We start from the raw sequence: 12,431 nt of genomic DNA, 5'->3' as shown, positions 1-12,431 counted from the left end.
GCCGCGTCGCTCAACACCAAACGCTCCATCACACCCAAGGCCGCCTCCCAAAAAGAAGCCTTGAATCTGATTTGCTCTCAAAAGGGAATCCTTAGAGTCCACACCACCTAGTGTGCTGAAGGCGAAGTTCGTGCGATTTCGCGGCAGCCACTTTCACGAACTTCGCATTCACAAAGCACACTAGAATCAGAAGTTTGCTAGTGTCCTTATCGAATCCGAAGTTCGCTCCGAAGGTGCGGCAAATGATGGGAACTTCGGATTCGGGACACTAGAACCGCGGGATATCCGGGAAGGCCAGCTTGCCGGCGTGGACATGGACACGGCCGAGCTCGGCGCAGCGGTGCAGGGTCGGAAACACCTTGCCGGGGTTGAGCAGACCCTCCGCATCGAAGGCGCATTTCAGCCGCTGCTGCTGGTTGAGGTCGATCTCGGTGAACATGTCCGGCATCAGGTCGCGCTTCTCGATGCCGACGCCGTGCTCGCCGGTGAGCACGCCGCCGAGCTCGACGCAGCAGCGCAGGATGTCGGCGCCGAACGCCTCCGCCTTTTCGATCTCGCCCGGCTTGTTGGCATCGTAGAGGATCAAGGGGTGCAGATTGCCGTCGCCGGCGTGGAACACGTTGGCGACGCCGAGGCCGTATTTCTCCGAGAGGTCGCGGATCCGCGCCAGGGCCTTCGGCAAGGCGCCGCGCGGGATGGTGCCGTCCATGCAGAGGTAGTCCGGCGAGATGCGCCCGACCGCGGGGAACGCCGCCTTGCGGCCGGCCCAGAACAGATTGCGCTCGGCCTCCGAGGTCGATATCTGGCAGGAGGTCGAGCCGCAGCCTTGCGCGATCGCCTCGACCCGCTTGATCAGCTCGTCGACCTCGACCTGGGGGCCGTCGAGCTCGATGATCAACAGCGCCTCGACGTCCAGCGGATAACCGGCGTGAACGAACGCCTCCGCGGCGTGGATCGCGGGCTTGTCCATCATCTCCATGCCGCCCGGGATGATGCCGGCGCCGATGATCCGCGCGACGCATTCGCCGGCCGCCTCGACCTCGGCGAAGCCGACCATCAGCGCACGCGCCGTCTCCGGCTTCTGCAGGATGCGCACGGTGATCTCGGTGATGACGCCGAGCAACCCTTCCGAGCCGGTGATGATTCCCATCAAATCATAGCCGGCATTCTCGGCCGACTTGCCGCCGATGCGCAGGATCTCGCCACTCATCAGCACGATCTCGCAGCCGAGCACGTTGTTGGTGGTCATGCCGTATTTCAGGCAGTGCACGCCGCCGGAATTTTCCGCGACATTGCCGCCGATCGAGCAGGCGATCTGCGACGACGGATCGGGCGCGTAATAAAAGCCGGCATGCGCGACCGCCTGGCTGATCGCGAGGTTGGTGACGCCGGGCTCGGTGACCACGACGCGGTTGTCGAAGTCGATCTCGCGAATCCGCTTGAACTTGCCGAGCCCGAGCAGCACGCCGTCGGCAAGCGGCAGCGCGCCGCCGGACAGCGAGGTGCCGGAGCCGCGCGGCACCACCTTGATGCCCTGGCCCTGGCAATATTTGAGCACCTTCGACACCTGCTCGGTGGTATCGGGCAGCACCACGACCATCGGCGGCTGCCGATAGGCGGTCAGGCCGTCGGATTCATAGGCCAGCATCTCGGCGGCGCTGTCGATCACGCCCTCGCCCGGGACGATTGCGCGCAAGGCGGCCACGATTTCGGCGCGGCGAGCGAGGACGGCCTGGTCGGCCGCCGGCATCATGATGGACATCGTTGTTCCCTCGGCTGGGCTTTTGCCCTTCGCCGATTTGTTACGACAAATCAATCACGTCTGCACCTGTTTCAGTGCACCGGCCGAAGGTCGGATTGCCCCACCCCGCAATGGCGAGTTCTCTCTCGGACAAGCGGGCGGCCGCGAAACCTGTCAAAGTTTCGTGGCTTGTCCTGTCCAAGCCGGACATGCCACAAACGATCACTACCTCCCGGGACGAAACGAAGAGAACCCCATGAACCTAAAGACCTTGAGCGCGCTGGCGGTCGTCACATCGCTGGCTTCCGCATCCTCCGCGCTGGCGCAGGATGCCGCCGCCGGCAAGACCTCGTTCAATAAATGCCTCGCCTGCCACGCAATCGGCGAAGGCGCCAAGAACAAGGTCGGCCCCGAGCTCAACGGCCTCGACGGCCGCCATTCCGGCTCCGCGCCGGACTACAATTATTCCGATGCCAACAAGAATTCCGGCATCACCTGGAACAAGGAAACCTTCCTCGAATACATCAAGGACCCGAAGGCCAAGATCCCCGGCACCAAGATGGCATTCGCCGGCATCAAGAACGAGAACGAGGCCAACAACCTCTGGGCCTACGTCTCCTCGTTCGACAAGGACGGCAAGCAGAAGTAATCGGCGGTATCGGTCGCGCCGTCCGCCCGGCGCCTATGCCGGGGCGGACGTTAGAAGGGGATGGCCTTTCTTCGAAACGCCATCCCCTTTCAGCGCGGCAACAGATTGGTCTTGGCGAGATCGACCACCTCGTCGCCGCGGCCGCTCATCACCGCGCGCAGCACCCACAGGCTGAATCCCTTCACCTGCTCCAGCGTAATGGTCGGCGGCATCGACAGCTCCTGCGTCGCGGTCACGACGTCGAGCACCGCCGGGCCGTCATGCGCGAGCACGTCGCGGATCGCGCCCTCGAGCTCGCCGGGATCCTCCACCCTGACGCCGTGAATGCCCATGGCGCGGGCCATCGCCGCAAAATCCGGATTCTTCAGATCGACCCCGGTCTCGATGAAGCCGGCGGCCTTCATCTCCAGCGCGACGAAGCCGAGCACGCTGTTGTTGAAGATCACGACCTTCACCGGCAGCTTGGCCTGGGTCAGCGTGATCAAATCGCCCATCAGCATGGCAAAGCCGCCATCGCCGGACATCGACAGCACCTGCCGTCCCGGCTGCGCCGCCTGCGCCCCGATCGCATGCGCCATTGCATTGGCCATCGAGCCATGGACCCAGGAGCCGACCAGCCGGCGGCGGCCGTTCATTTTCAGATAACGCGCGGCCCAGATCGTCGGGGTGCCGACGTCGGCGGTGAACACCGCATCCTCGCTCGCCTGCTCGCTGAGCAGGCGCGCCAGATATTGCGGATGGATCGGCTTCTGGCCCGGCTTGCCGCGGGCGAGATCGTCGAGCCCGGCGCGGGCGTCCTTGTAATGCGCGAGGCTGGCATCGAGATGCTTGCGGTCGGTCTTCACATGGAGCTTCGGCAGCAGCGCGGCGATGGTCTCGCCGACCTCGCCGACGATGCCGAGATCGAGCTTGCAGCGGCGGCCGAGATTTTCGGGGCGGATATCGACCTGCGCGATGTTGATGCCGGTCGGGAAGAACTGCTTGTAGGGAAAATCGGTGCCCAGCATCAGCAGCACGTCGCAGCCGTGCATGGCGGCATAGCCGGAGGAAAAGCCGATGAAGCCGGTCATGCCGACGTCGTAGGGGTTGTCGTATTCGACATATTCCTTGCCGCCGAGCGCGTGCACGATCGGGCTCTTCAGCGTCTCGGCAAGCTTGATCAAGCCGTCATGCGCGCCGGCGCAGCCGCGGCCGCAGAACAGCGTGACACGTCGCGCGCCGTTGAGCAGTGCCGCCAGCGCGTTCAACTCGGTGTCGGCCGGACGCACCACCGGCGCCGGCGGCAGCAAGCCGGCATTCGGCGCGATGTCGCGCTTCGGCGCCGTCCGCATCGCGACGTCGCCCGGCAGCACCAATACGGCGACGCCGCGCTTGCCGACCGCGGCGCGGATCGCGTTCTCCAGCATGTAGGGCAGTTGCGCCGGATCCGACACCAGTTCGCAATAATGGCTGCATTCGCGAAACAGGTCCTGCGGATGCGTCTCCTGGAAATATCCGCCGCCGATCTCGGCCGACGGGATCTGCGCCGCGATCGCCAGCACCGGCGTGCGGCTGCGATGCGCGTCGAACAGGCCGTTGATGAGATGCAGATTGCCCGGACCGCAAGAGCCCGCGCACACCGCGAGCGCGCCCGTGATCTGGGATTCGGCGGCGGCGGCGAACGCGGCCACCTCCTCGTGACGCACATGCAGCCAATCGATCGTGCCGCGCTTGCGCAACGCCTCGGTCAGGCCGTTGAGGCTGTCGCCGACGACACCGTAGATGCGCTTGACGCCGGCCTGGGCAAGGGTTTCAGCGATGAGGTCGGCAATGTTGTCGATCCGCATGAGAGGTGTCCTTTGCTGCAATCCGAAACCGCGTGGGCTGCATGATGTTCGGCGCCACGCGGCGGCGCAAGCCTTGCCGGATCACATTCGCGCGGCGCAAATGCGCGGCAGCTATTGCGCCGTCACCGCGTCCCGCACCATCAGGCCGGCCATCGTCTCGATCTCGGACGCCACGAGATCGGGCACGACGTACTGCACCATGTGGCCTGTGTCCGGCAGCACGGTCAGCTTCGCGTTCGGCGCCGATGCGGCGAGCGGCCGCGAGTGGATGCCGGTCGAGACCGTCTTGTCGACGTCGCCCGAAATGATTGACAGCGGCGCCCTGATCTCGGCATAGCGCGGGGCCTGTTCGACAACGGCCGCCTTCAGCGTGACGAGGTCGCGCGCATTGGCGATGAACTCGCGCGGACGCAGCAGGAGCAACGACTGGCTGTCGCGGACGAAATCAGCCGGCACCGGCTGCGGCGCGAACACGCCGCGCGTAGCCGAATTGGCGACGAGGAAACCGAGCGGCAGCGTGATCGTGTGCGCAAGCAATGGTCCGATCAAAGGTGTCGAGATCGCATCATTGTAGCGTCCGGCGCCGCCGCGCCACGGATAGGCGACAGGGGCGAGCAGCACGAGGCCGGCGACGCGGTCCGGATGATCCAGCGCAATGCGCAAGGCGAGTGCGCCGGCCCAGGAATGCGCCACCACGATCGCCCGCTCGACGCCGAGCCTGGTCAGCGCCTCCACGATCATCCGGGCCTGGATCGCGGGCGTCGAATCCGCGACGCGCGCGCGGGTGCTCCAGCCGTGACCCGGCCGATCGATCAGGATCACGCGGCGCGCTTTGGCAACGCGATCGCCGAGCGGCTGCATCGCGCGGAGATTGGAGCTTGCACCATGCAGCATCACGACCGGCGGCCCGACCGCATCGCGCGGGCCGAGTTCGACCACATGCAGCCGCGCCCCGGCCACATCGATCATTCGCCCCTGCGGCGGGAAGGCCCGCTGGATCAGCAGGGCGCCGAGCTGTGTCACCAGCGCCAGGGCCAGCCCTGCGGCCGCCAGCGCAATGATTGCGGTCAACATCGAGGGGATCCGAAAGGTCTTAGGCACCTGATTGGGCACCTGACAATTACGACGAAGCCGAAATCAGGTTTCGCGCCGATGTGCCCCCTGCCAGGGCATGCTCTTGTTCGGAAAGCCAATTGTCGATTATCCGGCTCGCGCCCCGGCGCGGAGTTGTCCACAATGCGCCCAGCCTGTGGATAGCGGGTTCATACCTGCGTCATTAGTCATTTCATAGATTGGCGGTGGCAATTTCGCCATCAGACGCGAGGCTTCATCGAAACCGGGACGCCATTGGAACGCTTCCTGGTTTGTACACGGTATCCACAGGAACCGGCGTCCGAATGACGAGTTCAACGGGAAGTAATCGGAGGAGTACCATGATTTCCGACCCTAGCGATGCGGCCATCGATCAGATCGTGGCGAGCTGCAATGGCGACCTGCGCGGCGCCCTGAAGGCACTGTTGCTGGTGAATGAGCACCTGGAGGCGGAGCTTCAGCAATTCTATGCTGCCGTAGCCCAGGACACCGCGTCCCGCGGCAAGTTCTTGCACTAGCCTCCTGCGCCGGACCGGACCGCGAGCAAGCATCAAGCTCGCGAGCAACGTGTCCATTCGCGGCCATCGCCCCACGGTCGCGATCAATCGCACGCAATCAGATATCGCGGCCTTCGACCTTTTCGGTCAGCTGCTTGACGATCTGCGGCACCTTCTCGAGGTAGGGATCGACAGCCAGCGCCTTGCGGAAGGCGTCGAGCGCACGCTTGTCGTCGCCCATGTCCTGCATGATCATGCCGACGCCCGCCAGCGCGCCGAAATGGCGGGGTTCGCGGGTCAGCACCTGCTGCAGGTCTCCAAGCGAACGAACGTAATCGTTCTTCAAATAGTAGATCGTCGCACGCCGGTTCCAGGCCTCGACATAGTCGGGCCGGAGCTTGATCACCGCGTCCAGCAGCTTCAGTGCGACATCGACATTCTGGGCGTCGATTGCCGCCTTGGCACGCACCATCAACAGCGCCGCGGTATCGCTCGGGGTTTGCAGCCACAGCGCCCAGATCCGCGCCTCGACATGGCGGGCACTGTCCTCGTCGGGCGCGGCCTTCAGCGCGCCGAACAGGAAATCCAGCCCGCGGGCCCGGTCGGCCGGCACCTTCGGCAGCTTGGTCGGAGCTTCAGGTAGTTTTTTCTGGGCCCTGGGCGGCGGGACCACCCGCGGATCGTCCTGCGCGACGGCCGCAACGGGCATGGCCAGAAGCGCGGCAATCAGGATCGCCAGCCGGCGGTTGGTGGGCCCTAGGAACTTGAATCCGAGCTTTAATCCCATCGCCGAAGTCTAGACGCACAACGCCGCACTGCAAAGCAGCGCGGCGTCAAAGACCTGTGAAGGAAGGATCGGAATCGGCCGGCGATCCGGGCGGGATCGGCCTTGTCGATCAGATTTGGCGGATCAACCCTGGCGCGCCTTGAAGCGGCGCTGGACCTTGTTGATCACGTAGACGCGGCCCTTGCGGCGAACCAGACGGTTGTTGCGATGGCGGCCGCGCAGCGACTTGAGCGAGTTACGGACCTTCATGGGACAATCCTGTTACTTCGAAAGGCCCGTGTTGGAGGCCGTACCTGATCAATGCCAATATTTGGCAAAATGGGATTTATCCCGACAAGCGGCCTGCCGCCCGGGACGGCCGGGTTCTAAGCCATCGGACCGTTAAATGTCAACCGAGATGGGCCGATTTTCGGGCCTGTCCCGGCCGGGAACCCGCGCCAGGCACCGCGCCACGCCATTGAGATCGCTTCGGAAACGGCGACGACCACCAATTATCCGGACCAATGTCGGACCCGCCGTCGCCTTTTGACGATGGCGCCACAGCCGCCGAATCGAGTTTTCGTCCTCCTCGCGCCCGCCCCCCGGCCGAACCGGACCTCGCGCCGGGCCGAGCTCGGCCCGCGGTCATATTCCTTCAACCGCCACGGCGCTTGCGAAAATCGTTATATTATATAATTATTTTCCATCACCAATGAACACGCCGCCGGGGAAACCGAATGCCCAAGCTCAAACTGCCCGACATCGAAAAGGTCACCGCGATCGACATCCACACCCATGCCGAGGAGCCGTGCGGCATGCATGGCGACGACGGTTATGACGACTTCCAGGCGCAGATGGCCGACTACTTCAAGTCGCCGCACAAACATCCGCCGACCGTGCCGGAGACCGCGGCCTACTACCGCGCCAAGAACATCGCCGCGGTGATCTTCCCGGTCGACGCCGAGCGCGAGACCGGTTTCCGCCGCTACAACAATCACGAAATGCTCGAGGTCGCCTCCGACCATCTCGACGTGCTGATCCCGTTCGTCTCGATCGACCCGCACAAGGGCAAGCTCGGCGTCCGCGAGGCCCGCAAGCTGATCGAGGAATACGGCGTCCGCGGCTTCAAATTCCACCCGACCATGCAGGGCTTCTACGCCAACGACCGCATGGCCTATCCGCTCTATGAAGCCATCAATGACGGCGGCGCGATCGCGCTGTTCCACACCGGCCAGACCGGCGTCGGCTCCGGCATGCCGGGCGGCATGGGGATGCGGCTGAAATATTCCAACCCGATGTACATGGACGACGTCGCGGCCGATTTCCCCGACCTCAAGATCATCCTCGCGCATCCCTCCTTCCCCTGGCAGGAAGAGGCGCTGTCGGTCGCGACCCACAAGCCGAACGTCTATATCGACCTGTCCGGCTGGTCGCCGAAATACTTCCCGCCGGTCCTGGTCCGCTACATCAACTCGATCCTGCAGGACAAGATGCTGTTCGGCTCCGACTGGCCGGTGATCACGCCGGACCGCTGGCTCGCCGACTTCGCCAAGCTCGACATCCGCGAGGAGATCCGGCCGAAGGTCCTGAAGGCCAACGCGCGGAAGATTTTGGGCGTCTAGAGCATGATCCGGAAAAGTGCGAAGCGGTTTTCCCTCGCGACAAACGCGGAACGCGTTTGCGCGGAGATCATGGTCAAACAAGGAGATGAGATCATGATGCGATTCCGTGGAAGCGCATCATGATCTAAGGGAGTATTGTCGGCGGCAAGCTTCGGAGGTGGTTCATGACGAACTTCACCGGACTTGCCACCCTCTCCGCACTCCTGATCGGAAGCGCAGGGCTCTGCTGCGCGGCACGCGGCGGGCAGCCGCCCGCGTTCGTCGAATTCGAGAGCCCGCTTGTAAGTGCGCAGCCGCTGCAAGGCTATCTGCGAACACCCGATGGACCGGGCCCCTCGCCCGCCGTGGTGCTGCTGCACGGCTGCGGCGGCTTCTTCAAGCAACTCGACGAGCGCTGGGGCAAGCGGCTGGCGGCCTGGGGCTATGTCACGCTCACGGTCGACCGGTTCGGGCCGCGCGGCATCAGCAGCGCCTGCACGGGCGGCGCGCCGGCCGCAACCGTCCATGACGCCTATCGTGCGCTGAGCTATCTCGCGCGGCAATCGGCGGTCGATCCCGGTCGCGTCGCGGTGGTGGGGTTCTCGCAAGGCGCCTGGCTCGCCCTGCTCTCGGTCGAGCGTGGCGCGATCGAACATAACGCGGCAGAGAAATTCCGCGCAGCCGTTGCATTCTACCCGCCCTGCCTCAGCATCAAGGGCGACATGACGGTGCCGACGCTGATCATGGTCGGCGAGCTCGACGACTGGACGCCGGCCAAGGAGTGCCGGACCTTGGCCGAAGGCCGCGACGACTACGGCATCTCCCGGCAGAATCATGCGGGACACCCGATCGAGCTGATTGTTTATCCCGGCGCCTATCACGGTTTCGACGTGCCGCATTACAGCACGCCGGTGCAGCTGCTCGGTCATCACCTCGAATTCAACGAGGTGGCCAGGGATCAATCCATCGACGCACTCAGGAAATTCCTGTATGCGACAATCGGCGGGCAAGAGAGATCACAATGACCATCAAGGCAATCGTCTTCGACGCCTACGGCACACTCTACGACGTCCAGTCGGTGGCCGACGTCACCGAGGATGCGTTTCCCGGCTACGGCGACATCATCACGCAGGTCTGGCGCATCAAGCAGCTCGAATACTCCTGGCTGCGTTCGCTGATGCGGCGCTACCAGGATTTCGCTGTCGTAACCCGCGACTCCCTCGCCTACACGCTGCGCTGCCTCGGCCTGCAATATGACGCGGCGACCTTCGCCCGCATCATCGACAAATATCAGCATCTGGCGCTGTATCCGGATGCGGTCGGCGCGCTCGAGGCGATGAAGGACAAGAAGCTCGCGATCCTGTCCAACGGCAGCCCCGACATGCTGAATGCGCTGGTGCGCAACTCGGGACTAGACCGCGTGCTCGACGCGACCATCAGCGTCGATGCCCACAAGGTGTTCAAGCCGGCGCCCGAGGCCTACACGCTGATCGAGGAGGTGCTGAAAGTACCGCCGGCGGAGGTGCTGTTCATTTCCTCCAATCCGTGGGACGCCTGCGGTGCCAAGTCGTTCGGCCTCAACGTCGCATGGATCGAGCGGATGACGCCGCAAGCGATGGCGCTGGCCTGCGTCGAAAGCGAGACGGTCGCCCCATTGACGATGTTCAAGGCGCTACGTACCCAGATGGACGAGCTCGGCGTCGTGCCCGATCACCGGATCCACGGTCTCTCCGAACTTCCCGCCCTGGTGTCTGCAAGGTCCTGAACAACATGAGCCTCGAGTCTGTCCGCGCCTTCTTCGCCGAGAAGGCGCCCGAAATCTCCGTGATCGAATCCACCACTAGCTCCGCGACCGTCGTGCTGGCGGCGGAGGCCTATGGCGTCGAGCCGGCGCGGATCGCCAAGACGCTGAGCCTGCGGGTCGGCGACCGCGTGGTGCTGATCGTCGCCGCCGGGACGTCGCGGATGAACAACAAGAAGGTGAAGGCGGCGTTCGGCGGCAAGCCGAAGATGCTCGGCCTCGACGAGGTCGCCGACATCACAGGCCACGAGGTCGGCGGCGTCTGCCCGTTCGGGCTGAAGACGCCGCTGCCGGTCTATTGCGACGTGTCGCTGAAGGCGTTCGATGTCGTGGTGCCGGCGGCAGGCTCGACCCACAGCGCGGTCCGCATCACGCCCGACAGGATGGCGGAGCTGACTGCGGCCGAATGGGTCGACGTCTGCGAAGTCAGACCTGGGGACTAATCCTCATCGTCGAACGGCGGCCGCGATGGCGCCGGCTGCATCGGCTGTGGTGCGCGCGGCCGCTGCTGCATCTGCGGCTGCTGCGGCGCACGGCCCTGCGCTTGCGGCTGTTGGGCCCGCCCCTGGGTCTGCGACTGTTGCGCGTTTGATTCGAACACGGCGCGACAACTGTTGGAAAGTTGCGGCGTGTTCTGCCGCAGGCAAGCCACGATGCGCTGCACGTCGGGCACCTGGTCGCTGCAGAGCCGCCACACGTCCGGTGTGCACGCCATCTGCTGTTCCCAGGTTCCCCGATACTCCTCGGCGACGGCGGCCGTTGCCGTGACAGCTCCGCCGATCGCTATGGCAAGGCTCAGGACGATCCGCTGCGATCGCATGTCGGGCTCCCGTTGTTCCAGATACTGGCCCGCGCGCGCATGTTCCCGCGCCGCGATTTGCTCCAAAGCTGCCCAATGAATGCGGCCAAGGATCGTTCGCGCGGACAACTAAAAGTGAAGAGAGTTTGTCCCGGGAGTTCCCTATTCGACCTTGCCGATCTTCTTCACCGCCGCGATCAACCGCGCGCTGTCGTCTGCAACAAATTTTGAGAACGTCGGCGCGTCCATATAGGCGACCGGACTGCCCGCAGTCTCGAAAGTCTTGATCACCTCCGGCGCCTTCACGGCATCAGCCATCGCCGCGCGCAGCCGCTCCATGATCGGCGCCGGCAGCGCTGACTGCGCGAACAGTCCCGCCCAGATGTAGAACTCGACGTCCTTGTAGCCGAGTTCCTTGAAGGTCGGCAGATCGGGGAAGCTCGCGATCCGCTCGGCGCCCCAATTGGCGAGCACGCGCATCTTGCCGTCCTCGACCTGCTGCTTGAGCGTGCCCGGCGCCGACGCCAATGCCTGCACGGTGCCGGAAAGCAGCGCGGTGAGCGCCGGGCCTGCGCCGCGGAACGGCACGTGCAGCAGCTTTATTCCTGCGCTCGCCGCGAACATCTCCATCGCGACATGCAGCGTGCCGTACGGACCGGACGAGCCGTAAGGAATCTGTCCCGGGCGTTTCTTCGCATCGTCGACGAATTCCTGCAGCGTCTTCCACGGCGCCGAGGCCGGCACCGCGAGCAGCGTCGGGTCGGCAAGCACGCGCGCGATCGGCGCGAACTGCGACACCTCGTAGGCAACCGGACGATCGAACAGCCGGTCGGCTTCCGGCAGCACCGCGAGCGAGGACAGCGTCATCAACAGCGTATAGCCATCGGGCTCGGCGCGCGCGGCCTGCGCATTGCCGATCGATCCGCCCGCTCCGCCGGCGCGATTGTCGACGATCACGGGCTTGCCGAGGATACGCTCCAGCGCGAGCGCCACCGGTCGCGCCGCAAGGTCGGCCTGGCCGCCGGCCGGAAACGGCACGATCATCGTGATATTGCGGTTGGGATAGGCGGCTTGCGCAAACGCTGGCTTGGCGAGCGCAGCCTGCGCAAGCGGCAATGCGGCAGCGGCGCGCAGGAGTTCGCGGCGGTTCATCGAGAGTTTCTCCCCAATCATCTTTTTTGGCGATCGCAACCGATCGCGATGCCGCAGTCAGAGCCGCGGCTTGGTCGCATCGTGCAGGACCGGAGCGCTGATCTCAAGCGTCCCGCGCGTCGCATCTGACGCCGACTGACCGATGGGGAAGATCGAGCCTGGTCGGCCGAGTGCATGTTGAGATTCGATCGAATAACGACGGCGCTGTGCTCCCTCTTCCCGTTCTTACGGGGAGAGGGTTGGGGTGAGGGGCTGCCTCCGCGTAAACGGCGACAGTTGGACTTGTGGAGGCTCCCCCTCACCCGGAACGCATCTGACGATGCGTCATAGCCGAAGCTCCGCTTCGGCGTTCTTGAGAACGGCCGCCAAAGGCGGCCTATACCTCTCCCCGCGTGTGCAGGGGTGTCCGGGGAATGATTCACTGTGTCGCGGTGCATGCTCGGCAGGACCGAGGCAAATCGGTCTTTTCTGGTTGTCGAGACACAGAGGGCCGAGCATGCGATATCG

General features: G+C 64.6%; 13 protein-coding genes. 6 read left to right on the top strand and 7 right to left on the bottom strand.

Annotated elements, in window-relative coordinates:
* Positions 1 to 268: 268 nt before the first annotated feature.
* The gene (locus tag ACZBJS_RS40840) at positions 269 to 1,762 is read right to left on the bottom strand and encodes an FAD-linked oxidase C-terminal domain-containing protein (RefSeq protein ID WP_076827554.1); all 1,494 of its coding nucleotides are present in this window, start codon (positions 1,760 to 1,762) and stop codon (positions 269 to 271) included.
* A 235-nt stretch (positions 1,763 to 1,997) separates the two neighbouring features.
* Between ACZBJS_RS40840 and cycA the strand changes: the two genes are divergently transcribed.
* Positions 1,998 to 2,390, top strand: a complete 393-nt coding sequence (gene cycA / locus ACZBJS_RS40835; protein ID WP_018269764.1) for a cytochrome c-550 CycA — start codon at positions 1,998 to 2,000, stop codon at positions 2,388 to 2,390.
* A gap of 89 nt (positions 2,391 to 2,479) precedes the next feature.
* Here the strand turns inward: cycA and poxB are convergent, their stop codons facing one another.
* Together poxB and ACZBJS_RS40825 are read right to left on the bottom strand one after the other, a co-directional pair.
* Positions 2,480 to 4,216: a ubiquinone-dependent pyruvate dehydrogenase gene (gene poxB / locus ACZBJS_RS40830; protein ID WP_168856526.1), complete on the bottom strand. Its 1,737-nt coding sequence runs from the start codon at positions 4,214 to 4,216 to the stop codon at positions 2,480 to 2,482.
* Between the two features lie 111 nt (positions 4,217 to 4,327).
* Positions 4,328 to 5,290 carry an alpha/beta fold hydrolase gene (locus tag ACZBJS_RS40825; protein WP_057018107.1) on the bottom strand — a complete coding sequence of 321 codons (963 nt, stop codon included), beginning with the start codon at positions 5,288 to 5,290 and terminating at the stop codon, positions 4,328 to 4,330.
* A 359-nt stretch (positions 5,291 to 5,649) separates the two neighbouring features.
* On the opposite strand from ACZBJS_RS40825, the gene ACZBJS_RS40820 reads away from it, so the two are divergent.
* Complete coding sequence (locus ACZBJS_RS40820) at positions 5,650 to 5,826, top strand: hypothetical protein (RefSeq protein WP_018269760.1); 177 nt, start codon at positions 5,650 to 5,652, stop codon at positions 5,824 to 5,826.
* A gap of 97 nt (positions 5,827 to 5,923) precedes the next feature.
* On the opposite strand, the gene ACZBJS_RS40815 is transcribed toward ACZBJS_RS40820, so the two are convergent.
* Both ACZBJS_RS40815 and ykgO read right to left on the bottom strand, forming a co-directional pair.
* Positions 5,924 to 6,592 (bottom strand): tetratricopeptide repeat protein, encoded by a 669-nt coding sequence (locus ACZBJS_RS40815; protein WP_316399317.1) that lies wholly within the window; start codon positions 6,590 to 6,592, stop codon positions 5,924 to 5,926.
* Positions 6,593 to 6,715: 123 nt separating this feature from the next.
* Entirely contained in the window at positions 6,716 to 6,841 is a 126-nt protein-coding gene (gene ykgO / locus ACZBJS_RS40810) for a type B 50S ribosomal protein L36 (RefSeq protein ID WP_002718645.1), read from the bottom strand.
* Positions 6,842 to 7,308: 467 nt separating this feature from the next.
* On the opposite strand from ykgO, the gene ACZBJS_RS40805 reads away from it, so the two are divergent.
* The 4 genes from ACZBJS_RS40805 to ACZBJS_RS40790 all read left to right on the top strand — a co-directional run bounded on the left by ACZBJS_RS40805 (position 7,309) and on the right by ACZBJS_RS40790 (position 10,416).
* Entirely contained in the window at positions 7,309 to 8,193 is an 885-nt protein-coding gene (locus tag ACZBJS_RS40805; RefSeq protein ID WP_316399315.1) for an amidohydrolase family protein, read from the top strand.
* Positions 8,194 to 8,357: 164 nt separating this feature from the next.
* Positions 8,358 to 9,197, top strand: a complete 840-nt coding sequence (locus ACZBJS_RS40800; protein WP_463440197.1) for a dienelactone hydrolase family protein — start codon at positions 8,358 to 8,360, stop codon at positions 9,195 to 9,197.
* A complete protein-coding gene (locus ACZBJS_RS40795; protein WP_316399311.1) occupies positions 9,194 to 9,937 on the top strand; it encodes a haloacid dehalogenase type II in 744 nt (247 codons plus the stop codon). The genes ACZBJS_RS40800 and ACZBJS_RS40795 overlap by 4 nt, the downstream gene beginning before the upstream one ends.
* A 5-nt stretch (positions 9,938 to 9,942) precedes the next feature.
* The gene (locus ACZBJS_RS40790) at positions 9,943 to 10,416 is read left to right on the top strand and encodes a YbaK/EbsC family protein (protein WP_316399310.1); all 474 of its coding nucleotides are present in this window, start codon (positions 9,943 to 9,945) and stop codon (positions 10,414 to 10,416) included.
* Here ACZBJS_RS40790 and ACZBJS_RS40785 read toward each other — a convergent pair.
* Positions 10,413 to 10,793 (bottom strand): hypothetical protein, encoded by a 381-nt coding sequence (locus ACZBJS_RS40785; protein ID WP_168856521.1) that lies wholly within the window; start codon positions 10,791 to 10,793, stop codon positions 10,413 to 10,415. The two genes, ACZBJS_RS40790 and ACZBJS_RS40785, sit on opposite strands and share 4 nt — an antisense overlap.
* 141 nt (positions 10,794 to 10,934) lie before the next feature.
* The gene (locus ACZBJS_RS40780; RefSeq protein WP_316399309.1) at positions 10,935 to 11,924 is read right to left on the bottom strand and encodes a tripartite tricarboxylate transporter substrate binding protein; all 990 of its coding nucleotides are present in this window, start codon (positions 11,922 to 11,924) and stop codon (positions 10,935 to 10,937) included.
* Between the last annotated feature and the right edge of the window lie 507 nt (positions 11,925 to 12,431).

Source organism: Bradyrhizobium sp. KZN70725 (genome assembly GCF_055264925.1).
Note: the sequence above shows the minus strand (reverse complement) of the source record. Positions and strands in the feature narration are given on the sequence as shown.

Coding starts and splice junctions, on each gene's coding strand:
- ACZBJS_RS40780 (WP_316399309.1), bottom strand. CDS start 11,924: ATGAACCGCCGCGAACTCCTGCGCGCCGCTGCCGCATTGCCGCTTGCG.
- ACZBJS_RS40815 (WP_316399317.1), bottom strand. CDS start 6,592: ATGGGATTAAAGCTCGGATTCAAGTTCCTAGGGCCCACCAACCGCCGG.
- ACZBJS_RS40825 (WP_057018107.1), bottom strand. CDS start 5,290: ATGTTGACCGCAATCATTGCGCTGGCGGCCGCAGGGCTGGCCCTGGCG.
- poxB (WP_168856526.1), bottom strand. CDS start 4,216: ATGCGGATCGACAACATTGCCGACCTCATCGCTGAAACCCTTGCCCAG.
- ACZBJS_RS40820 (WP_018269760.1), top strand. CDS start 5,650: ATGATTTCCGACCCTAGCGATGCGGCCATCGATCAGATCGTGGCGAGC.
- ykgO (WP_002718645.1), bottom strand. CDS start 6,841: ATGAAGGTCCGTAACTCGCTCAAGTCGCTGCGCGGCCGCCATCGCAAC.
- ACZBJS_RS40805 (WP_316399315.1), top strand. CDS start 7,309: ATGCCCAAGCTCAAACTGCCCGACATCGAAAAGGTCACCGCGATCGAC.
- ACZBJS_RS40840 (WP_076827554.1), bottom strand. CDS start 1,762: ATGTCCATCATGATGCCGGCGGCCGACCAGGCCGTCCTCGCTCGCCGC.
- ACZBJS_RS40785 (WP_168856521.1), bottom strand. CDS start 10,793: ATGCGATCGCAGCGGATCGTCCTGAGCCTTGCCATAGCGATCGGCGGA.
- ACZBJS_RS40800 (WP_463440197.1), top strand. CDS start 8,358: ATGACGAACTTCACCGGACTTGCCACCCTCTCCGCACTCCTGATCGGA.
- ACZBJS_RS40795 (WP_316399311.1), top strand. CDS start 9,194: ATGACCATCAAGGCAATCGTCTTCGACGCCTACGGCACACTCTACGAC.
- cycA (WP_018269764.1), top strand. CDS start 1,998: ATGAACCTAAAGACCTTGAGCGCGCTGGCGGTCGTCACATCGCTGGCT.
- ACZBJS_RS40790 (WP_316399310.1), top strand. CDS start 9,943: ATGAGCCTCGAGTCTGTCCGCGCCTTCTTCGCCGAGAAGGCGCCCGAA.